At 69.9% G+C, this 19,878-nt stretch carries 18 protein-coding genes and 1 pseudogene; 6 read left to right on the top strand and 13 right to left on the bottom strand.

The features are described from left to right. Positions 1-100: 100 nt before the first annotated feature. The gene (locus tag F6B43_RS10835; protein WP_170285622.1) at positions 101-1,531 is read right to left on the bottom strand and encodes an HNH endonuclease signature motif containing protein; all 1,431 of its coding nucleotides are present in this window, start codon (positions 1,529-1,531) and stop codon (positions 101-103) included. Between the two features lie 203 nt (positions 1,532-1,734). Between F6B43_RS10835 and F6B43_RS10830 the strand changes: the two genes are divergently transcribed. Then, positions 1,735-2,220 (top strand): heme-degrading domain-containing protein, encoded by a 486-nt coding sequence (locus F6B43_RS10830; RefSeq protein WP_150448941.1) that lies wholly within the window; start codon positions 1,735-1,737, stop codon positions 2,218-2,220. Between the two features lie 80 nt (positions 2,221-2,300). On the opposite strand, the gene F6B43_RS10825 is transcribed toward F6B43_RS10830, so the two are convergent. The 4 genes from F6B43_RS10825 to F6B43_RS10810 all read right to left on the bottom strand — a co-directional run bounded on the left by F6B43_RS10825 (position 2,301) and on the right by F6B43_RS10810 (position 6,590). Continuing rightward, on the bottom strand, positions 2,301-4,583 hold the full coding sequence (locus F6B43_RS10825) for a heavy metal translocating P-type ATPase (protein WP_150448940.1): 2,283 nt from the start codon (positions 4,581-4,583) through the stop codon (positions 2,301-2,303). Beyond that, positions 4,580-4,813, bottom strand: a complete 234-nt coding sequence (locus F6B43_RS10820; protein WP_150448939.1) for a heavy-metal-associated domain-containing protein — start codon at positions 4,811-4,813, stop codon at positions 4,580-4,582. The genes F6B43_RS10825 and F6B43_RS10820 overlap by 4 nt, the downstream gene beginning before the upstream one ends. 71 nt (positions 4,814-4,884) lie before the next feature. After that, positions 4,885-5,166, bottom strand: a complete 282-nt coding sequence (locus F6B43_RS10815; protein ID WP_150448938.1) for a metal-sensitive transcriptional regulator — start codon at positions 5,164-5,166, stop codon at positions 4,885-4,887. 287 nt (positions 5,167-5,453) lie between these two features. After that, entirely contained in the window at positions 5,454-6,590 is a 1,137-nt protein-coding gene (locus F6B43_RS10810) for a flavin-containing monooxygenase (protein ID WP_150448937.1), read from the bottom strand. A gap of 96 nt (positions 6,591-6,686) precedes the next feature. Here F6B43_RS10810 and F6B43_RS10805 point away from each other — a divergent pair, with 96 nt between their 5' ends. Then, positions 6,687-7,004: a DUF7882 family protein gene (locus F6B43_RS10805; protein ID WP_150448936.1), complete on the top strand. Its 318-nt coding sequence runs from the start codon at positions 6,687-6,689 to the stop codon at positions 7,002-7,004. A 166-nt stretch (positions 7,005-7,170) separates the two neighbouring features. Here the strand turns inward: F6B43_RS10805 and F6B43_RS10800 are convergent. Then, positions 7,171-7,491: pseudogene (locus F6B43_RS10800) on the bottom strand (DUF7882 family protein); the annotation flags it as partial. A 117-nt stretch (positions 7,492-7,608) separates the two neighbouring features. Here F6B43_RS10800 and F6B43_RS19590 point away from each other — a divergent pair. Continuing rightward, positions 7,609-7,746 (top strand): hypothetical protein, encoded by a 138-nt coding sequence (locus F6B43_RS19590; RefSeq protein ID WP_170285621.1) that lies wholly within the window; start codon positions 7,609-7,611, stop codon positions 7,744-7,746. Positions 7,747-7,764: 18 nt separating this feature from the next. On the opposite strand, the gene F6B43_RS10795 is transcribed toward F6B43_RS19590, so the two are convergent. From F6B43_RS10795 to F6B43_RS10780, 4 genes are all read right to left on the bottom strand, one after another. Further along, complete coding sequence (locus F6B43_RS10795; RefSeq protein ID WP_150448935.1) at positions 7,765-8,400, bottom strand: NADPH-dependent F420 reductase; 636 nt, start codon at positions 8,398-8,400, stop codon at positions 7,765-7,767. A 52-nt stretch (positions 8,401-8,452) separates the two neighbouring features. Continuing rightward, entirely contained in the window at positions 8,453-9,877 is a 1,425-nt protein-coding gene (locus F6B43_RS10790; RefSeq protein ID WP_150448934.1) for an aspartate aminotransferase family protein, read from the bottom strand. Between the two features lie 62 nt (positions 9,878-9,939). After that, positions 9,940-11,145 (bottom strand): ROK family transcriptional regulator, encoded by a 1,206-nt coding sequence (locus F6B43_RS10785; protein WP_150448933.1) that lies wholly within the window; start codon positions 11,143-11,145, stop codon positions 9,940-9,942. 9 nt (positions 11,146-11,154) lie between these two features. Continuing rightward, entirely contained in the window at positions 11,155-12,240 is a 1,086-nt protein-coding gene (locus F6B43_RS10780; protein WP_150448932.1) for a LacI family DNA-binding transcriptional regulator, read from the bottom strand. 85 nt (positions 12,241-12,325) lie between these two features. On the opposite strand from F6B43_RS10780, the gene F6B43_RS10775 reads away from it, so the two are divergent. From F6B43_RS10775 to F6B43_RS10765, 3 genes are read left to right on the top strand one after another with little or no spacing between them, the layout of a single operon-like run. Next, on the top strand, positions 12,326-13,030 hold the full coding sequence (locus tag F6B43_RS10775) for a ThuA domain-containing protein (RefSeq protein ID WP_150448931.1): 705 nt from the start codon (positions 12,326-12,328) through the stop codon (positions 13,028-13,030). Further along, a complete protein-coding gene (locus F6B43_RS10770; protein WP_150448930.1) occupies positions 13,009-14,097 on the top strand; it encodes a Gfo/Idh/MocA family protein in 1,089 nt (362 codons plus the stop codon). The genes F6B43_RS10775 and F6B43_RS10770 overlap by 22 nt, the downstream gene beginning before the upstream one ends. Continuing rightward, the gene (locus F6B43_RS10765) at positions 14,094-15,611 is read left to right on the top strand and encodes an alpha-N-arabinofuranosidase (RefSeq protein WP_150448929.1); all 1,518 of its coding nucleotides are present in this window, start codon (positions 14,094-14,096) and stop codon (positions 15,609-15,611) included. Before F6B43_RS10770 ends, F6B43_RS10765 begins: the two co-directional genes overlap by 4 nt. A 65-nt stretch (positions 15,612-15,676) precedes the next feature. Here the strand turns inward: F6B43_RS10765 and F6B43_RS10760 are convergent, their stop codons facing one another. From F6B43_RS10760 to F6B43_RS10750, 3 genes are read right to left on the bottom strand one after another with little or no spacing between them, the layout of a single operon-like run. Then, a complete protein-coding gene (locus tag F6B43_RS10760) occupies positions 15,677-17,971 on the bottom strand; it encodes a beta-xylosidase/alpha-l-arabinosidase (RefSeq protein WP_150448928.1) in 2,295 nt (764 codons plus the stop codon). Continuing rightward, the gene (locus F6B43_RS10755; RefSeq protein WP_150448927.1) at positions 17,968-18,852 is read right to left on the bottom strand and encodes a carbohydrate ABC transporter permease; all 885 of its coding nucleotides are present in this window, start codon (positions 18,850-18,852) and stop codon (positions 17,968-17,970) included. Before F6B43_RS10755 ends, F6B43_RS10760 begins: the two co-directional genes overlap by 4 nt. Then, positions 18,849-19,874, bottom strand: coding sequence for a carbohydrate ABC transporter permease (locus tag F6B43_RS10750; protein ID WP_150448926.1), 1,026 nt, complete (start codon positions 19,872-19,874; stop codon positions 18,849-18,851). The genes F6B43_RS10755 and F6B43_RS10750 overlap by 4 nt, the downstream gene beginning before the upstream one ends. Positions 19,875-19,878: the final 4 nt, after the last annotated feature.

The raw sequence follows: 19,878 nt of genomic DNA, 5'->3' as shown, positions 1-19,878 counted from the left end.
CGACGCCTTCCGAGGTGCGCGCTGACCCGGGTGCGCGCTGACCGGGGTGCGCGCTGACCCGGGTGCGCGCTGACTGGGTGTGCGGTGACCTGCGCGTGGTTCACGTGCGTCTGGATACTCGGTCTCGCATGCGAGTGGGAGCGGTGGATGCCGGACGCCATCGCCCCGTCGCATCCCACCAGTTCGGGCCGCGGATCTCGGGGATGCCGCGGTTCATCCGGACGCGCCACAGACCGTCGTCGATCGTGCGGTGGTGGTACCAGCAGAGCAGCACGCCGTTGTCGGTGTGGGTCGGCCCGCCCTTGGCGTGTTCGGCGACGTGGTGGATCTCGCACCACGACACGGGGACGTGGCAGCCGGGAATGACGCACCCGCCGTCACGCAGCCCGATCGCCTTGCGCTGGGAGCCATTGAACACGCGGTCCGAGGTCTCGATCCCGATGATCCGGCCCCGCTCGTCTGAAGTGACCCGCTGGATGCTGCCGCTGCACCCGATGTGCCGGGCGAACGAGAGCGAGACCGGTTCGGTGATCCCGTCGATGTGGGCGTACCCGCGCCCGGAAGTCATGTCGCCGGCGCGGACCGAGACCACGAGGGTGGGTGCGGCGCCGCCGAGACTGGGCAGAGCCCCCGACCCGGCGATCTTGAAGAGTACAGTCGCGAACGCGTCGTGCTGTCGCTGTGCCCGGGTGCGGGTTTCGGCCTGGGCGATACGCGGCTCGTCGTCCGTCGACTCTGTGAACCACGGTCCGCCCGGGACCGTATCGCTGTCGTCGTTCTTGGGATTGAGGATGCTGTCGAAGATGAGCTGCAGCTGCGCCCCGACCTCGGGCAGCACGTTCCCGCGGACGGGCACGAGGTTGTCTCGGCAGATACCGAGCGTGAGCGAGCGCTTGCGGAGCGCACGGGTCTCGCGGGGCTCTGCGCCGTCCTGGTCGAGATACGTCGCCCACACGGTCGCCATGGAACGAAGATCGTCCGCACAGGGGGAGGGATCAGCATCCGCCCCCTCGCCGCGCATGCATGCGGCGAGCTCTTCGTCGGCCGCGAGATGCGCCGCAGCGCCGGCAACCATCGCCACACTCTGGAGTGGCCCGACAACCGCCGTCAGCCCGTCGAGGCCGACGCGCCCCGCGGCGAGCTCGGCGCGGACGGCCGGATACTCGGCAGGCAGGAGCTCGCCGGAGGAGGGCGCGACCCGGCGGAGCACCGCACGGCCGGCGGTGAGGAGGTTGCCGACCGTACGCGACGAAAGGCGGGTGGCACGCTGCAGGAGCTCGGAGGCGTTCCGGCACCCGTACCGGCCGGCGATCTGCGCCTCTTTCGACGGCAGCGTCGAGCGGTCTTCGATCTGACCCGCACCCTCGATCAGGAGGGCTTCGGCGTGCCGGCCGCCCCGCGCAGCGGCCGTGATCACCGCGAGCAGATCCTCGTCGCTCAACCAGCGGAGCACGTCGCCCGCGAACGCCCGCGCGACCAGATCGCCGAGGGCGGCATCCACCGCGTCGAGTGCGGTCGCGAGGTCTTCCATAACCACTATTCTGCCGAGGGCCTCGGACATCCCGGGAATCAGAGGGGATACTAGTACTCACATCTCACTCGAAAGGAAGCTTCCGGGTGGCACCGCTCCCCAGAGACGTCGTCGATGTGGAGGGCGCGGCGCTCGAGCGACGGCATCCATTCCACTGAGCCGGTCTCCGCGATAGTTTCGGGTCCGACAGGAAGCAGGAGCACATGCCCCGCAGCGCAGACCTCACCGAACCAGACCTGATCGCGCACCTCGAGGCGCAGAACGCGTCGATCGGGTTCACGTCTTTCACATACGACGACGCGTACGCGCTCGGCACGGACATCGTGCAGCGCGCGATCGACGGAGACCTGGGGATCACCACGACGATCCTCTTCGGGGGGCAGTGCGTGTTCCACGCGGCGCGCCCCGGCACCAGTGCCGACAACGACGACTGGCTGGCGCGCAAAGCGCGGGTGGTCGCCCGGTTCAACGCGCCGTCGCTTCTGGTCGGCGCGAAGCTGCGCCTCCGTGGCGCCGACCTCGCCGATCTCGGGCTCGACAGGGCGCTGTATGCGCCGGCCGGCGGCGGCTTCCCGCTCCGCGTGAACGGGTCGCTGGTGGGCTTCGTCGGAGTGTCGGGCCTCGCGCAGCACGACGACCACGACCTGGTCGTCGCCGCCCTCGAGGCGGCGATCGCCCGCCACCCCTGACCCCCCTGGGCCCCTTGCCCCTTCCGCGAGACCGGATAGACGCCACGAGACCGGGGTGTTTCGCCGCCCTCTCGCGGCGCCTATCCGGTCTCGCGGATGGAACGGGAGGGGGTGAAGGCGCGCAGGCGCAGGCTGTTGGTCACCACGAAGACCGACGAGAACGCCATCGCCGCGGCCGCGACCAGCGGGTTGAGCAGGCCGAGCATCGCGACCGGGATCGCCGCGACGTTGTACGCGAACGCCCAGAACAGGTTGCCCTTGATCGTGCCGAGCGTGCGACGGGCCAGCCGGATCGCATCGACCGTCGCGAGCAGGTCCCCCGAGACGAGTGTGATGTCGGATGCCGCGATCGCCGCATCCGTCCCGCCACCCATCGCCATTCCGAGATCTGCTCCCGCCAGGGCTGCCGCGTCGTTGACGCCGTCGCCGACCATCGCGACCATGCGCCCCGCCGACTGCAGATCGCGAATGGCCTCGAGCTTGCCGGCCGGGGTCACACCCGCCCGCACGTCATCGATGCCGACGGCCGCCGCGACCCGCGCCGCCGCGCCCGCGTTGTCACCGGTGAGCAGCACGGGGTGAAGTCCCAGGGCCTTCAACCGGGCGACCGCTTCCGCGCTGGTCGGCTTGATCGTGTCGCCCACCGCGATCGCCCCGAGGTAGGCGCCGTCGCGGGCGAGCATGACCACCGTCGCCCCATCCGCCGCGAGGGCATCCGCGTTCGCGAGCGCGTCTGCCGGGGGCTGGATGCTCCACTCGCCCTGCACCCACGACGGGCGCCCGGCGACGACGAGGGCGCCGTCGACGATGCCCTGCACGCCGAACCCGGCGTGCGACGTGAACGCCTCGGCATCCGGCACCTGACTCCGATGCGCGGCAGCACCCGAGACGATCGCTCGTGCGACGGGATGCTCCGACCCGGCCTCGACGGCCGCCGCGAACCCGATGAGCTCGTCGCGGCTCACGCCCTCGGCGGGGAATGCCCCGGTCACGGCCATCTCGCCCGTCGTGAGGGTGCCGGTCTTGTCGAGGACGATCGTGTCGATGCGGCGGGTCTGCTCGAGCACCTGTGGACCGCGGATGAGGATGCCCAGCTGCGAGCCGCGGCCGGTCCCCACGAGGAGGGCGGTCGGAGTGGCGAGGCCGAGCGCACAGGGGCACGCGATGATCAGGGTCGCCACCGCGGCGGTGAACGCGACCTCGACCGAGCCGCCGACGAGCATCCATCCGACGAAGGCGACCACGGCGAGGACGAGCACGATCGGCACGAAGATCGCAGACACGCGGTCGGCGAGCCGCTGCACGCGCGCCTTGCCCGTCTGCGCCTCTTCGACGAGTCGCTGCATGCGCGCGAGTTCGGTGTCGGCGCCGACCCGCGTGATCTCGATCGTCAGGCGACCGGCGGTGTTCATCGTGGCGCCCACGACGCGTGAGCCCGTGGTCACCTCCACGGGGACGGACTCGCCGGTCAGCATGCTGGCATCGATCGCGGACGCACCGCCGACGACGAGACCGTCGGACGGGATCTTCTCGCCCGGCCTGACGACCACGTGATCGCCGACGATGAGCTGAGCGACGGGCACGCGCTGCTCGAGGCCGTTCACGAGTCGCACGGCGTCTTTGGCGCCGAGGTGGAGGAGCGCGCGCAGCGCCTCGGTCGAGGATCTCTTGGCCCGCGCCTCGGCATAGCGCCCCGCGAGGATGAAGACGGTGACCAGCGCCGTGACCTCGAGGTAGATCTCGCCGGCACCCGCTTCTGGCATGCCGAACAGCGTGAAGGTCATGTGCATGCCAGGCATGCCCGCCGTTCCGAGGAACAGGGCGTAGAGCGACCACCCGAACGAGGCGATCACGCCCAGGCTGATGAGGGTGTCCATCGTGGCTGCGCCGTGACGGGCGTTGATCGCCGCCGCCCGATGGAAAGGCCACGCTCCCCACACGGCGATCGGTGCGGTGAGGGTCAGTGCGAGCCACTGCCAGTTCGTGAACTGCAGCAGGGGGATCATCGACATGAGCGCCACGGGCACCGCCAGAGCCGTGCTGGTCAGGAGACGCAATCTCAGGGACGCGAGCTCACCGTCAGCGGAGGGTGCGGCATCCGCCGACGCTTCTTCGACGGGTGCCACCGGGACCGCGGCCGCGTACCCCGCGGCCTCGACGGCAGCGATCAGGTCGGCTGTCGGTACTCCGGCAGTCCGCACGCGCGCCTTCTCGGTCGCGTAGTTGACCGTCGCTTCCACGCCCGGGAGCTTGTTGAGCTTGCGCTCGATGCGCACGGCGCACGACGCGCAGGTCATGCCGGCGATGTCGAGCTCGACGTCTCCGTCGGGTGCGGTGGGGGCCACCCGGGCGTCCGTGCTCATGAGGGAGTACCGGCGAGCGCGTACCCCGCCTCCTCGACGGCGGCACGAACGCTCGCGGCGTCGATCGGCGACGCGCTGCGGATGGTGACGTGCGACGCGCCGCCCGGGTTGAGGTCGACCTGGACCCCGTCGATGCCGGCGATCGCCGAGATCTCTTCGGTCACACTCGCGACGCAGTGCGCGCAGGTCATGCCGTTCACGAGCACGTTGAGGGTGTTGTCGGCGGTCATTTCGTGTCCTTTCGAGGTACTTGCGGCCGGCTGACGGATGCTCGAGCTCGGGGATTCAGGAATCGAGCCACTCATGAGCGCACGAGCCGGGCGATGGCGGCGTTGGCCTCGCGGATCTTCTCGTCGGCCACGGCGCCGCCTTCGGCGCTCGCCTCGGCCACGCAGTGACTCAGGTGATCGCTCAGCAGCGAAAGTGCGACGGTCTCGAGAGCCTTCGTCACGGCCGAGACCTGGGTGAGGATGTCGATGCAGTACTTGTCGTCCTCCACCATGCGCGCGATGCCGCGCACCTGCCCCTCGGCGCGACGCAGTCGCTTGAGCAGATCGTCCTTGTTCTCGGTGTAGCCGTTCATATCGACATACTATACCCCCGTAGGGTATCTGGCCCTGCTCGACGTGCGCGTTCTCTCCCCCGACGCTCCTTTTCGTCGCCTCGGGGGAGACGTCGTGAAGACCTTTCCGACCGCTTGAGCCAATCTTGAGGTTGCGTTGCGGTCGAGGGGGCACGATCGAACTCGAGACCGAGCGATGCTGCAGCGTCACGAGGTTCGAGGGGTGGTCGGTTCTGGGGGACGACCACCCACTGACTCCCGGGGTGCGCTGACCCGAACGGCGCGCCCCGGGTTCCACGTAGAGCTGATCAGGCGATGTGCGACAGGTCGCGGTGGATGGCCCGCGCGGCAGATCGGGCGTGCAGCCCGATCTGGAAGAGCTGGCCCTTCAGAGGGTTGGACAGCCCGACGAAGCGGAGACCCGGCGCGGACGCCGCGGTGCGCGCGCCGGTCGCGAAGGGGACTCCTCGCTCGTCGAGGACTCCGAGGTGCCCGAGCATCGGAAGCAGACCGGTCGTATAGCCGGTGGCTGCGATCACGGCGTCGGGCGAGAACCTGGTGCCGTCCGCCAGCACGGCCTCTGCCCCGTCGAACCGTTCGAGGGCCGCCACGGGCGTGACTGAGCCGGCGCGGAGCGCGGCGACCAGTCCGACGTCGATCGTCGGTGTGACGCCGGTGGCGCGGGCCTGGGCGACGACACCCGCGTGGGCCGCCGGCATCCCGAATCGAGTGAGATCGCCCACGAACCAGCGCTGCAGGAGCCCGTTGAGCGGATCGACCAGCGCGGCGGGCAGGAAGTCCATCGAGATCGCCAGAAGAGTCGTCGGAATGGGCCCCAGCTGTCGCGGGATGATGTTCGGCGGCGTCCGGATCGACAGTCGCACCCGGGCCGCGCCGTGCTCGGCCAGGTCGGCCGCGATCTCGGCCCCGGTGTTACCCGCCCCTACGACCAGCACATCCTTCCCCGCGAACGGCATCGCGCTGCGGTAGTGCGCCGCATGCTCGATCGTTCCCGGGAAACCCTCCTGCCCTGGCCAGCGCGGGGTCGCCGGGGTGTGGCTGTAGCCGGTGGCGATGACGACCTGGCGGGCGGTGAGCTCATCGTCGCCGCCCAGCGCCGTCCACCCGCCGCCTCTCCGTTCGACGCGCTCGACCGTCGTGCCGAACCGGGGGTGAAGGTCGTGGCGCCGCGCGTACCCGCGGACATAGCGCGCCATGTCGTCTTTCGCGACCCACCGTCCGAATCGGCGTGGCATGCGCAGGCCGGGAAGGGCAGACTGGATGCGCGGCGTGTGCAGGTGCAGACGCTCGTACCGATCGGCCCACGACCGGCCCGGCTCATCACCGCGGTCGAGGATGAGCGCCTCGATTCCGCGACGGCGCAGGCATGCGGCGACGGCGAGGCCCGCCGGCCCGGCTCCCACGATCAGCACATCGGCATCCATGCCCGCTCCCGAGGCACACGCTAGCGCGATGGGCATGTCGCGTCGAGGGCGGCGAGGCCGGAGTGCGGCGGGGCCGCCGACGACTAGGCTCGCAGCATGGGCAGGTTCATCTACGACACCATGGCGAACTCGGTCGACATCGACGATCGCACGCTGGCGCACCTGCGCATCGTGGTCATGAACAAGCTCCGTCGCGCGGAGCCGTTCATGTTCGACGTCGAGATCGGCGACGGCAGCGGTCGGCGCAGCTTCTGGCTGCACCCCTCGGTGCCGCTGCAGTTCCACTTCTTCGGCAGCCGCAATCCACGCATCAACCGCGCGTGGATCGACGATCTCATGCAGGCCGCGAGCGGACCCAACGGGCTGTCGATCACGCCGGAGCCCACCGAATCCGGCGAGGCCGAGACCGGCTGACCCCGGCGCTGCGAGCTCGGACTCAGTCGGCGGTGCGGACCGGAACGTCGACGTCGGAGCCGGAGACGACCAGCTTGTCGATCGAGAGCTCTTCGACCTCGACCTTGCCGAGGGCTACGTCGCCATCGCCGGACAAGGCTGCGGTGAGGGCCGCCGAGTCGCCGTCGACGACCGGCACGGGCCCGGTGTCGAAGTGCTCGGCGATGAGCATGATGCCGCCCGACGAATTGGCGGAGTTCGCCAGCTCTTCGATCCATTCGCGACTGAGCATCGCCGGCTCGGGATCGTCGAACACGAACCGCATCGGGATCGACGGGTGCAGCCAGATGGTGCTGCGCCCGCGCGGCTGATCGTCGGGATGCCGCCAGGAGACGGTGAAGCTCTCGCCGCGTCGAAGCTTCGTCGCGATGACGACCTTGAGGTGCGCCAGCGCGCGGTCCTCGATGTGGATCGGTGTTGCCGATCCGCCGTAGTAGATGGTGCCCACCCGCATACCATAACCTGCGCCGGGGACAGTGGACCCCAGGGCGGGTGAGATGTCAAGGGGGATGCCCGAGAGCGCGGCACAGGGCATCGTAGGGAACGAGAGCGAGGAGGTCGCGCCGTGAGCATCCCACCGGATGACATCGAGACCGTGACGCCATCACGATCCCCGGGCGCCGGCCGGGCGGGGGATGAGCTCCCGGATGTACCCGGCATCGACATCGTCGACGGTGAACTCGTCCCCCGCGAACGGCCCTGAGGAAGGGCCCGCGCGCGCCTAGCGAACGGCGTCGGCGAGGTTCGCGACGAGCTGGTCGCGATCCTGGCGAGTCACGTACGCCGGCTGATCGCGCTCGACGCGCCAGCTGTCGGCGAGCGGTCCGACGTTCACCACGTCGAACCCGAACTCTTCGTACAGGTCGGCGACCAGGTCTGCCGCCTCCGCGAAGTCGCTCGCCGTGGCGAGGGCGCGGCGGCCCTCGGTACCGGCGGGCGATCCGTCGGTCAGGATCTGCGCGGCCATGATGTGGTTGAAGCCCTTCGCGACCTTGGAGGTCGGGAGGTGCTCCTGCAGAAGGCCCGAGACGGTGGCCTGCTTGTCGTCGAGCACCGCGATGTGCCCATCGCGCTCCCAGTAGTAGTTGTTCGTGTCGACCACGATCTTCCCCGCCAAGGGCTCCACGGGGATGGCGTGGATGGCCTTGAGGGGGACCGTCACGATGACGAAATCACCCGCGGCCGCGGCATCCGCCGACGTACCCGCCGTCGCGTTCTCGCCGAGCTCCTCGGCGAAGTCGGCCAGTGTCTCGGGACCACGGGAATTGCTGATCACGACCTGGTACCCGCGGTCGACGAGCCCCCGTGCGAGTGCTGATCCGATGTGTCCTGCTCCGATGATGCCTACTGTTGTCATGCCTGAGGCAACGCAGGCGACGGAGCGGAATTCCCGGCGACTCGGAGCGCCCTCAGAGCCGGGTCCAGGCCTCGGTCAGGACGGAGCGCAGGATCTGCTCCATCTCGTCGAATTCGCCGGCACCGATCGTGAGGGGCGGGGCGAGCTGGATCACCGGATCGCCGCGATCGTCGGCCCGGCAGTACAGCCCCGCGTCGAACAGGGCCTTGGACAGGAAGCCGCGGAGCAGTCGCTCCGATTCGTCGTCGTCGAACGTCTCTCGGGTCGCCTTGTCCTTGACCAGTTCGATGCCAAAGAAGTAGCCGTCCCCGCGCACGTCGCCGACGATCGGCAGGTCGAGCAGCTTCTCGAGCGTGGTGCGGAATAGCGGCGAGTTCTCGCGTACCCGCGCGTTCAGGCCCTCCTCCTCGAAGATGTCGAGGTTGGCCAGCGCCACGGCGGCCGAGACGGGATGCCCCGCGAACGTGTAACCGTGCGGGAACGTCGCATCGCCGTGGGCGAAAGGCTCGTAGATGCGGTCGCTGACGATCGTCGCGCCGATCGGGGAGTATCCGCTCGTCATCGCCTTCGCACACGTGATCATGTCCGGCACGTAGCCGTACGCGTCGCACGCGAAGTACTCGCCGATCCGGCCGAACGCGCAGATCACCTCGTCGCTCACGAGCAGCACGTCGTACGTGTCGCAGATCTCGCGCACGCGCCGGAAGTACGACGGCGGCGGGGGGAAGCATCCTCCCGAGTTCTGCACCGGTTCGAGGAACACCGCGGCGACCGTCTCGGGCCCCTCGAACTGGATCATCTCCTCGATGCGGTTCGCGGCCCAGAGGCCGAACTCGTCCAGCGCCTGCGCGGGGGTCGCATCTGCACTGGCGACGAAGCCCATCTCGGCGGCGCGGTAGAAGTTCGTGTTAGGCACGCGGAAGCCGCCGGGGGTGACCGGCTCGAACATCGCCTTCATGCCGGGGAGGCCCGTGATCGCGAGCGCGCCCTGCGGCGTGCCGTGATAGGCGATCGCCCGCGAGATCACCTTGTGCTTGGTGGGCCGCCCCTGCAGCTTCCAGTACTGCTTGGCCAGCTTGAAGGCGGTCTCGACGGCCTCGCCGCCGCCGGTCGAGAAGAACACGCGATTGAGGTCTCCGGGGGCGAGATCGCCGAGGCGGGCGGCCAGTTCGATCGCCGACGGGTGGGCGTACGACCAGATCGGGAAGAAGGCGAGCTGTTCGGCCTGCCGGGCGGCGACCTCGGCAAGGCGCCTGCGCCCGTGACCCGCGTTCACCACGAACAGGCCGGACAGCCCGTCGATGTAGCGCTTGCCCGTGGAGTCCCAGATGTGGTGCCCCTCGCCCCGCACGATGATCGGCACGCCGGGGCCCTCGGTCATGACCGATTGGCGGGAGAAGTGCATCCAGAGGTGGTCGCGCGCCATCTCCTGCAGTTCGGTCTCTGTGCGCGTGGGTCGTTCGGTCGAGATCGACATGGTTGCCCTTCCTCGGAGTTGGTGCCGACGATACTCGGCCCGGCCCTCGGAGTGCGGGTTTTTCACCGCAGGGCGGGATGGTCCTGCGGATCGCGCAGCAGCTCGGCGAACGCCGCTTCGGCCGCTCCGATGAGCAGGCGATCCTCGGCGAGAACGGCGACCCGGATGTCGACCTCGTCCATGCTGGCCGGCATGGCCTGCCGCGCGACGGCGATCGCGAGCTCGTCGAAGCCGAGCTCGGCGACCGTGGCGAGGAACCCGCCCAGGATCACCACGCGGGGATTGAGGACATTGACGGCGTTCGCGAGCGCGGTCGCGAGGATGCGCCGCTGGCGCTCGAGCTCGGCCGCGACGAGCGGTGAGTCCGAAGCGGACAGGGCGGCGGCCAGCGTGGGCTCGTCGGCCGAGGCCAGCCCCACCGCGTCGAGGAGGCGCGCGCGGCTGACCTCGTCTTCGAGCACGCCCTCGGTCGCGCGGCGGTCGGCATCCGCGGCGATACCCGGGCGGTTCTGCCCGAACTCGCCGGCATAGCCGCCGGCGCCGGCCACCGGCATCCCGTGCACGATGAGTCCGCCGCCGATACCGCTCGCGCCGCCGTTCAGGTAGACGATGTCGTCGATGCCTCGTCCGGCGCCGAAGAGGTGCTCGGCGAGGACGCCGAGGCTCGCGTCGTTGCCGACCGCCGTCGGCAGCCCGGTCGCGGCGCTGACCAGGTCGCGGAGCGGAGCATCGGCCCACCGCAGATGCGGGGCGTGGCGCACGAGTCCGTCGACCGCGCGCACCAGGCCGGGGACGGCGAGGCCGACCCCGGCGATCCGGGCGTCCGTGAGGGCGCCGGTGCGCCAGAGCGCGATGCGCTCGGCGACGAGGCGAGCGGTCTCTTCGGGCGAGAGGAGGTGGTCCATCTCGATCCGGTCGCGCAGGGCGATGCGTCGGTCGAGGCCGACCGCGGCGATCGTGAGGGCGTCGACCTCGGGGTTCACGGCGATCGCGATCACGCGCGGGTCGACCGCCACGACGGGCGAGGGGCGGCCCACGCGACGCGAGGGGTCGGGTGCGCGCTCCTGCACGAGCTGCTGGCCGACGAGCTCGCCGACCAGATCGGCGACCGTGGAGCGGTTCAGTCCCGTCGCCTCGGTCAGCGCCGCGCGCGACAGCGGGCCGTCGACGTGGACGAGCCGGAGGATGCGCGCGAGGTTGCGCTGGCGAACGCCCTCGGCGACTGCCCCGCCGCCTGCCCCGCCGCCTGCCCCGTTCGGATCGCTCACGCCTCCACCCTAGGAGTCGCCCGACTCTGCTCCTTCGCGGCGCACCACAGCGGACGGAGGGATGCTGTCGCCCGGTGCCCGAGTGGACCCTCGTGGGATCAGGCGCGTGGGCAGCTCGGTGACGGTGGCTTCGAGGGGTTCGCCCCGCGCCGCGCCCGCGAGGGCGTGGATCGCCGCAGCCGCCATCTCTCGAATCGGCTGGCGCACCGTGGTCAGCGAGGGCTGCAGCCATCGTGCGCCGCGGACATCGTCGAAGCCGACGACCATGACGTCGCGGGGGATCGAGAGGCGGGAATCGGCGGCGGCCTGATACGCGCCCGCGGCCATCTCGTCCGAGCATGCGAACAGACCGATCGGCGCATCCGACGGCCGTGGGGGAAGCGCCGCCAGTGCGGCGGCCCCCGCCCGTCGTGCGTCGGAGGAGGTCCAATCGGCCCGTGTGCGGATCAGGGGGGCGCCGGGAAGGAGCGCGCGGATCGTCGACTCGAATCCGTCGACGCGCGCGCGGCCGTACCGATACGACGGCGCACCCCCGATCACGACGAATCGCCGAGCGCCCTGCGCGACCAGGTGCTCGGCTGCTTCGATGCCACCCGCACGGTCGGTCGTGCGCACGCTCGGGAGAGCCAGCGAAGGGTCGCCCCAGGGGTCGAGGAGCACGACGGGGATTCCGGCATCCTGCAGCACGGCGAGCTGGGTCGCGGTGGGGAGGATCAGTCCGAGGACGACGCCCGCCGACCCCCGGGAGCGGATGCGCATCGGCCAGTCATCGTCGGGCACGGCGCGTTCGGCCGTGAGAACGAGGTCGTAGTTCAACTCCGCGGCGGCGGTGTGGGCGCCGGCGGTCACTTCGTCCGAGTACGGGTCGTGGAAGTGGCCCAGCACGAGGTCGAACAGCAGGGATGTGCCCGTGCGCGGCCTGCCGCGTCGCTCGTTCGCGCGCGAGTGGCCGAGCCGCTGCGCAGCGGCCAGCACGCGGGCGCGCGTCGCCGGGGCCATCTCGCCGCGTCCACGCAGTGCGCGGGAGGCCGTCGACACGCTGACGCCGGCGGCGGCGGCCACATCGGTCAGGGTCGCGTGACGCGGGTACGACATCGTCCTATTTTGCGCAAATTCCTCGCTCTCCACCACCCCCGACTGGCATCGTTGCCGTGGCACGCACCCCGTCGAAGGAGACCCGATGACCGCGCTTCGCAAGGCCCTCGTCGTGCGCGGCGGATGGGACGGGCATCGCCCGGTCGAGGCGACCGACCTGTTCGTCCCGTTCCTGAAGGGACAGGGCTTCGATGTCCGCATCGAGGAGTCCAATGAGGTGTACGCCGACGAGGAGGCGATGGGCGCCACCGATCTGGTCGTCCAGTCCGTCACCATGTCCCAGATCTCGCGCGAGGCGCTCGTCGGGCTGCGCGCCGCGGTCGAGCGCGGTACGGGACTCGCCGGGTGGCACGGCGGCATCGCCGACTCGTACCGCAACGAGTCCGACTACCTGCAGCTGATCGGCGGGCAGTTCGCGACGCATCCGTCGAAGCATCCCGATCAGCGCGCGGGAGACGAGACCGACAACTTCCTGACCCACACCGTCGAGCTCACCGACCTCGGTCGCTCGCACGACATCATGGCGGGCATCGAGGGCTTCACGCTGCGCACCGAGCAGTACTGGGTGCTGCACGACGATCTCAACGACGTGCTGGCGACGACCACGCATCCCGTCCAGCCCTATCACCCGTGGCACCGGCCGATCACGTCGCCTGTCGTCTGGACGCGCCTCTGGGGAGCGGGGCGCGTCTTCGTCGCGACCCCCGGCCACAGCCTCGACGTCCTGCGCGACCCGAATGTTCGCACCATCATCGAAAGGGGAATGCTGTGGGCGAGCCGCACGGCATAGGAATCGTCGGCCTCGGCGTCATCTCGAGCCAGTACCTGAGCACCCTCGCCGCGCATCCCGACGTGCGCATCGTCGCGGCCGCCGATCTCGACGCCGCGCGTGCGGCCTCGGTCGCCGACGGCATTCCGGGGTGCCGGGCCCTCACCCTCGCCGACCTCGTCGCCGACCCGCGCGTGCAGACCGTCATCAATCTCACGATCCCCTCTGCGCACGGGGAGGTCGCGCTCGCCGCGCTGGCCCAGGGGAAGAACGTGTACGGCGAGAAGCCGCTGGCGGCGACCTTCGCGGAGGCGCGGTCGGTGACGGATGCCGCGGGCACCGCCTGGATCGGCTGTGCACCCGACACGGTGCTGGGCACCGGCATCCAGACCGCGCGCGCCGCGGTCGACGCCGGGTGGATCGGCCGACCGGTGGCGGCGACCGCGACGTGGGTCTCTGCCGGGCACGAGGCGTGGCACCCGCATCCGGACTTCTACTACCGCACGGGCGGCGGACCGCTCCTGGACATGGGGCCCTACTACCTCACATCGCTCGTCCAGATGCTCGGACCCGTGGTCCGCGTCACGGGAGCCTCGTCGCGGCTGCGCGACACACGGGTGATCGGCTCGGGCCCTCGCGCGGGCGAGGTGATCCCCGTCGAGGTCGACACCCATGTGACGGGTGTCCTCGAGCACGCCGGGGGAGCCCTGTCGACCGTGACGTTCAGCTTCGATGCGGTGGGCACCACGGCGGCGCCGATCGAGGTCCACGGCGAGTCGGGCACGCTGAGCGTGCCCGACCCCAACATGTTCGACGGCGACGTGCGCCTTCGGAAGCACGGCGAGCAGGAATGGTCGACGCTCGCACCCAGCGCCGGCTACGAGCGTGCGGGCCGCGGCATCGGAGTGATCGACTTCCTTCGCGACGGCGAGGGGCGGGCCTCGGGCGGTGTGGCGCTGCACGTGCTCGAGATCATGACCGCGCTCCTGGCATCAGCCCGCGAAGGCGGCCGGCTCAGCCTGGGCACCACGGCCGAGCGCCCCTCGCTCGTGCCGCTCACGTCCTTCGAGGATTGGAACAGACAGTGACTTCGACCGCGCGAGCCCGCATCGACCTCGATGCGCCCGGGCCCACGATCAACCGGCACATCTACGGCCACTTCGCCGAGCATCTCGGCCGGTGCGTCTACGGCGGGTTCTGGGTCGGCGAGGATTCGTCGATCCCGAACGTGCGCGGCATCCGCCTCGACGTCGTCGAGGCGCTCCGCGCGATCGACATCCCCAACCTCCGCTGGCCGGGCGGCTGCTTCGCCGACACCTATCACTGGCGCGACGGCATCGGCCCGCGCGGCTCGCGCCCGAAGATGGTGAACACGAACTGGGGCGACGTCGTCGAGGACAACTCCTTCGGCACGCACGAGTTCATGGACCTCTGCGACCTGCTCGGGGCGGACGCCTACGTCAATGGCAATGTCGGCAGCGGAACGGTGCAGGAGATGGCCGACTGGGTCGAGTACCTCACCCGGGGTGACGACAGCCCCATGGCGCGGCTGCGCCGCGAGAACGGTCGCGACGAGCCGTGGAGGGTGCCGTTCTGGGGCCTCGGGAACGAGGCGTGGGGATGCGGTGGCAACATGACGCCGGAGTACTACACGAACCTCGCCCGCCAGTTCGCCACGTTCGCCAAGAACCACGGCGGCAACGTGCTCGAGCGGATCGCGGCAGGGGGCTCCGACGACGACGTGCGGTGGACGCGCGTGCTGATGGAGTCGGCGATGAGCTCGCACGCCCCCTTCCCCTCCCCGCCGCCCTTCCAGTCGATCTCGTTCCACTACTACACGCACTCCGGTACCGGGATCGCCACGGACCCGGCGACCGAGTTCTCGTCCGCGCAGTACTTCCGCACGCTGGCGGCTGCCGCGGACATGGAGCGCATCATCCGCGCTCACGAAGAGGTGATGGACGCGTACGACCCCGAGCGGACGATCGGGCTCGTCTGCGACGAGTGGGGAACGTGGTGGCAGGTCGAACCCGACACCAACCCCGGATTCCTGTTCCAGCAGAACACGATGCGCGACGCGCTGGTGGCCGGCATCCATTTCGACGTCTTCCACCGGCACGCCGCCCGCCTGCGGATGACGAACATCGCCCAGACGCTCAACGTGCTGCAGGCGATGATCCTGACCGATGACGACGGCGGGCTCGTGCTCACCCCGACATACCACGTGTACGAGATGAACAAGGGCCATCAGGATGCCGCGTCGCTCGACGCCCGGCTCGTGGAGGTGCCCTCGTGGGACGACGCCGACGAACCGCTGCCCCTCCTGTCGCTGTCGGCTTCGACGAAAGACGGCACGGCGCTCCTGTCGTTCTCGCATCTTTCGGCCGATGAGGACATGGAGGTGACCGTCGACCTGCGCGGACGCGAGGCCTCGGTCACCCGTGCGCGCGTGCTGACGGCATCGGTGCCGACCGCGCACAACACCCCGGCTGATCCGGATGCGGTGGCCCCGGTGCCGCTGGAGACGACGATCCGCGACGGCGCGCTCGTGCTGCGCCTGCCGGCGCACGCGTTCGCGACCGTGGAGCTGGCGCTCGCCTGAGGACGCAGCCTCAGGCGAGCGGTCCGAGCGGGAGCCATTCAGACCGGAGCCATTCAGAATCGGGGTCAGACCCTGACGCCTCGGGCCACCCGCGAGGTGCACAGTCGCGCATCCGCTGCCGTCACGGTGTGCACAGCGCCGGTGAGCTCGAGTGTCGCCTCCGTCTCGCGGACATCGCAGGACGGACCGACCCAGAGCGCTACCGATCCCGGCTCGACGATCCGGTCCCCGGCAGAGTCCGTGAACGCGAGCCGAGTCGTGGGCACGTCGAACGTCACGGTGGCCGATTCGCCGGGCTCGAGCGCGACGCGCTGGTAGGCCAGGAGCTGCGCCACCGGCCGCGTGACGCTCGCGTACACGTCGTGCGCATAGAGCTGCACGAGATCGATGCCCGCGCGCTCGCCGGTGTTGCGCACGGTGACGCTGACGATCGCCGCGGCACCGGCGGGCACTGCCGCATCGGCGGTCAGATCGGTCCGCGCGAATGACGTGTACGTCAGACCGTGACCGAAGGGGCGCACGGGAGTGCTGTCGGCGCTCGTGATCTCGGTGGGTCCGCCCAGCAGCGGATGCAGGTACGAGTACGGCTGGGCACCCGCCGACCGGGGGAGGGAGACGGGCAGGTGGCCCGACGGCTCGATCCGCCCCGAGATGATGCCCGCGAGCGCCGGGCCGCCCTCTTCTCCGGGGAAGAAGGTCTGCAGGGCGGCCGCGACGGCGCCAGGGCCGTCCAGCGCCCAGCCGATCGCGTACGGACGACCCGACAGCACGACCAGCACGACGGGGGTTCCGGTCGCGACGATCGCCTCGACGAGTTCGCGCTGCACGCCGGGCAGCTCGAGGTCTTCGACGTCGTTGCCCTCGCCCACGGTGCCGCGGCCGAACAGGCCCGCGCGGTCTCCGACGACGACGATCGCGACATCCGCCTGCCGTGCCGCATCGACCGCCTCCGCGATGCCCGAGCGGTCGGTGCCCTCGACTTCGCAGCCGAGCGCGGTGAGGATGCGTGCGGACGGATGCTCGGCACGGACGGCCTCGGTGATCGACGGGATCTCGAAGCCGAGGGGCACGCCCGGATGCAGCGCCAGCACGTGGTTCGCGAACGAATAGCACCCCATCAGAGCGTGTGGCGAGTCGGCGTTCGGGCCGATCACCGCGATGGTCTGCGTGTCGGGGCGGAGGGGGAGCGTGCCGTCGTTGGAGAGCAGCACGATCGACTCGGCCGCGAGCGTCCCCGCGAGAGCGCGGTGCGCGGGCGAGTCGAGGTCGACGGCGCGAGGGGGCGTGGTGAAGTCGGCATCCAGCAGGCCCAGCTGCTCTTTCTGCGCCAGCACGCGGAGCACAGCCCGGTCGACGAGCGACTCGTCGACGAGTCCGTCGCGGACCCGCGCCGCGAGAGCGGGAAAGGCGTCACCGCTTGGAAGCTCGACGTCGATGCCGGCCGTGAGCGCGAGTTCGGCCGCGGCGGCGCGGTCTGCGGCGACGGCGTGCATCGTGTGCAGGAAGGCGACCGAGAAGTAGTCCGACACCACGACCCCGTCGAAACCCCAGGCGTCTCGGAGGATGTCGGTGAGGTATGCGGGTGTGCCGGCCACCGGCATCCCGTCGATCTCGGCGTACGAGTTCATGACGGACCGTGCGCCACCGTCGCGCACCGCCATCTCGAACGGCGGAAGGAGCACATCGGCGATCTCACGCGGCCCGGCGTGCACAGGCGCGTGGTTGCGCCCGGCCTGCGAGGCCGAATAGCCGACGAAGTGCTTGAGGGTCGCGATGACCCCCGACTGCTGGAGTCCCCGCACATAGGCCGTGCCGATCGTGCCCACGACGTAGGGGTCCTCGGCGATGCACTCGTCCACCCGACCCCACCTCGGATCGCGGATGACATCGAGCACGGGCGCGAGCCCCTGGTGGATGCCGAGCTCTCGCATCGACGCACCGATGAGCCGGCCCATCTCGGCGACGAGCTCGGGATCGAAGGCCGCGCCCCACGCGAGCGGCGTCGGGAAGGTGGCCGCCTGCCACGCGGCGAGCCCGGTCAGGCACTCCTCGTGGACGATCGCGGGGATGCCCAGGCGTGTCTCGGTCTGCAGTGTCCGCTGCGCGGACCACAGCCACTCGGCACGTTCGATCGGATCGACCGGACGCGTGCCGTACACGCGGGTGAGGTGCCCGAGACCGTGCGCCGTGGCTTCTTCGTAGCGGGTGGAAGTCGCCATCTCGCCGGCCATCGGGGCCACGAGCTCATCGCCCTGGTCGACCCAGAACCCGACGAGCTGGGCGAGCTTCTCATCGAGCGTCATGTCTGCCAGCAGGTCGCGCACGCGCGCAGACGCCGCGATGTCGTGCTCGAGGGTCATCCCTTCACCGCCCCCGTCAGGCCGCCGACGATCCGGCGCTCGAAGAGGCTGAAGAACACCAGCGCGGGGATCATCGACAGCGACGTGAACGCGAGCACCTTCGCGGTGTCGACCGAGTACTGCGACGAGAAGGCCTGCACGCCCAGAGGGAGGGTGTAGGTCGCCTCGTTGTTCAGGATGAACAGGGGAAGAAGGTAGCTGTTCCAGCTGCCGATGAAGGCCAGGATGCCCACGGTGATCACTCCGGGAAGCGAGAGCCGCAGGACCATCCGCCAGAAGAAGCCCAGGCGTCCCAGCCCGTCGATGAACGCCGCCTCCTGGATCTCGTCGGGGATGGCGCGGAGGAACGGCACGAGGATGATGATCGTGGTCGGCAGGGCGAAGGCGATCTGGGGCAGGATGACGCCCGCGAGCGAGTTCATGAGCCCCAGGTTGCGCACGACGATGTAAAGGGGCGTGATCGCGACGGTGATGGGGAACATTAGGCCGGCGGCGAACAGGGCGTACAGCACGCCCCGCCCGCGGAACTGGTAGCGCGCGATCACGTAGCTCGCCATGAGCCCCATCAGCACGACACCCGCGGTCGTGGCGAGCGCCGCGATCGTCGAGTTGAGCACCTCGGTCCAGAAGGTCGAGCCCGTCAGCACGCTCAGATAGTTCTCGAGGTTCCACGGGTCGGGCATGCCCGATGGGTCGACGGTGATCTGGGAGTTGCTGCGGAAGCCTCCGATGATGATGTAGAAGACGGGGGCGAGCATCAGGGCGATGACGATCAGCGCGATGAAGTAGACCGAGGGATTGCCCCACGGCAGCTTCTCGGTGCGGTCGCGACGTCGGGTGCGCGGAGGCGTGGGGGCGGTTGCTGCGGCGATCGCGGTCATCGGACCTTGACCCTTTCGGTGAGTGCGCCGGCCGTATCACGGCGCAGCACGAAGCGCTGGTAGAGCAGCGCGATGACGAGCGAGATGAGGAAGATGACCACGGCGACCGCATTCCCGTAGCCGTAGTTGCCGGCATTGCGACCGTTGACGACCATGTACGTGGCCATCGTCGAGGTACCGGCCGTGGAAGCCACGTACTGGCCCCAGATGATGTAGACGAGATCGAACAGCTGAAGGGCTCCGATCACCGAGAGGAACGCCCAGATGCGCAGCGTCGGGGCCAGCAGCGGAAGGGTGATGCGCCGCTGCGTCTGCCAGTAGGACGCGCCGTCGAGCGCAGCCGCCTCGTACAGCTCCTGGGGAATGCCCTGGAGACCGGCGAGGAAGAGGATGACGGCGAACCCGACGTACTTCCAGGTGAGGATGACCATCAGGGTCCAGATGGCGATGTTCGGATCAGAGAGCCAGTCGTGCGCGAGGTTGCCGAGCCCGATCTTCTCGAGCAGTCCGTTCAGCGCGCCGTCCGTCTGCAGCATGAGGCTCCACCCCGTGCCGACGACGACCTCGGAGATCACGTAGGGCACGAAGATCAGCACCCGGATCACCGACTGGCCGCGCATCCGGCGGTTCAGGAGAAGAGCCAGGAAGATCGCGACCGGCCCCTGCAGGACGATGGAGAACACGACGATGAAGCCGTTGTGCCCGAGCGCGTCGAGGAAGGTGGGGTCGGTGAGGATCGTGATGTAGTTCTTGAGGCCGACGAAGTCCGTCGCGGGGCCGTACCCCTGCCAGCTGAAGAAGCCGTAGTAGGCGGCCATCAGCACGGGGAAGATCACGAAGCCGACGAAGAAGATGACGGCGGGGCCGACGAGCAGGGCGATCTCGAGCCGGCCGGTCCAGCCGAAGCCCCATGATCGGGAGCGGCGCCGCGCGGACGGGGGCGGCATGGCGCCGCCCCCGTCGTGCTGCGCGAGATCGGCCTGCGCCGCGGTGTCCGTGGCCTGCGTCTCGCGAATGGTCATGACG

It is taken from the genome of Microbacterium rhizomatis, from assembly GCF_008710745.1.
Classification (GTDB): Bacteria; Actinomycetota; Actinomycetes; order Actinomycetales; family Microbacteriaceae; genus Microbacterium; species Microbacterium rhizomatis.
This window is presented reverse-complemented; position numbering and strand designations above follow the sequence as displayed.

Excerpts from the sequence above, each read along its gene's own strand:
- F6B43_RS10760 (WP_150448928.1), bottom strand. The coding sequence starts at position 17,971 with ATGACCCTCGAGCACGACATCGCGGCGTCTGCGCGCGTGCGCGACCTG.
- F6B43_RS10750 (WP_150448926.1), bottom strand. The coding sequence starts at position 19,874 with ATGACCATTCGCGAGACGCAGGCCACGGACACCGCGGCGCAGGCCGAT.
- F6B43_RS10835 (WP_170285622.1), bottom strand. The coding sequence starts at position 1,531 with ATGGAAGACCTCGCGACCGCACTCGACGCGGTGGATGCCGCCCTCGGC.
- F6B43_RS10810 (WP_150448937.1), bottom strand. The coding sequence starts at position 6,590 with ATGGATGCCGATGTGCTGATCGTGGGAGCCGGGCCGGCGGGCCTCGCC.
- F6B43_RS10775 (WP_150448931.1), top strand. The coding sequence starts at position 12,326 with ATGACCGCGCTTCGCAAGGCCCTCGTCGTGCGCGGCGGATGGGACGGG.
- F6B43_RS10830 (WP_150448941.1), top strand. The coding sequence starts at position 1,735 with ATGCCCCGCAGCGCAGACCTCACCGAACCAGACCTGATCGCGCACCTC.
- F6B43_RS10790 (WP_150448934.1), bottom strand. The coding sequence starts at position 9,877 with ATGTCGATCTCGACCGAACGACCCACGCGCACAGAGACCGAACTGCAG.
- F6B43_RS10780 (WP_150448932.1), bottom strand. The coding sequence starts at position 12,240 with ATGTCGTACCCGCGTCACGCGACCCTGACCGATGTGGCCGCCGCCGCC.
- F6B43_RS10825 (WP_150448940.1), bottom strand. The coding sequence starts at position 4,583 with ATGAGCACGGACGCCCGGGTGGCCCCCACCGCACCCGACGGAGACGTC.
- F6B43_RS10805 (WP_150448936.1), top strand. The coding sequence starts at position 6,687 with ATGGGCAGGTTCATCTACGACACCATGGCGAACTCGGTCGACATCGAC.
- F6B43_RS10755 (WP_150448927.1), bottom strand. The coding sequence starts at position 18,852 with ATGACCGCGATCGCCGCAGCAACCGCCCCCACGCCTCCGCGCACCCGA.
- F6B43_RS10795 (WP_150448935.1), bottom strand. The coding sequence starts at position 8,400 with ATGACAACAGTAGGCATCATCGGAGCAGGACACATCGGATCAGCACTC.
- F6B43_RS10820 (WP_150448939.1), bottom strand. The coding sequence starts at position 4,813 with ATGACCGCCGACAACACCCTCAACGTGCTCGTGAACGGCATGACCTGC.
- F6B43_RS10815 (WP_150448938.1), bottom strand. The coding sequence starts at position 5,166 with ATGAACGGCTACACCGAGAACAAGGACGATCTGCTCAAGCGACTGCGT.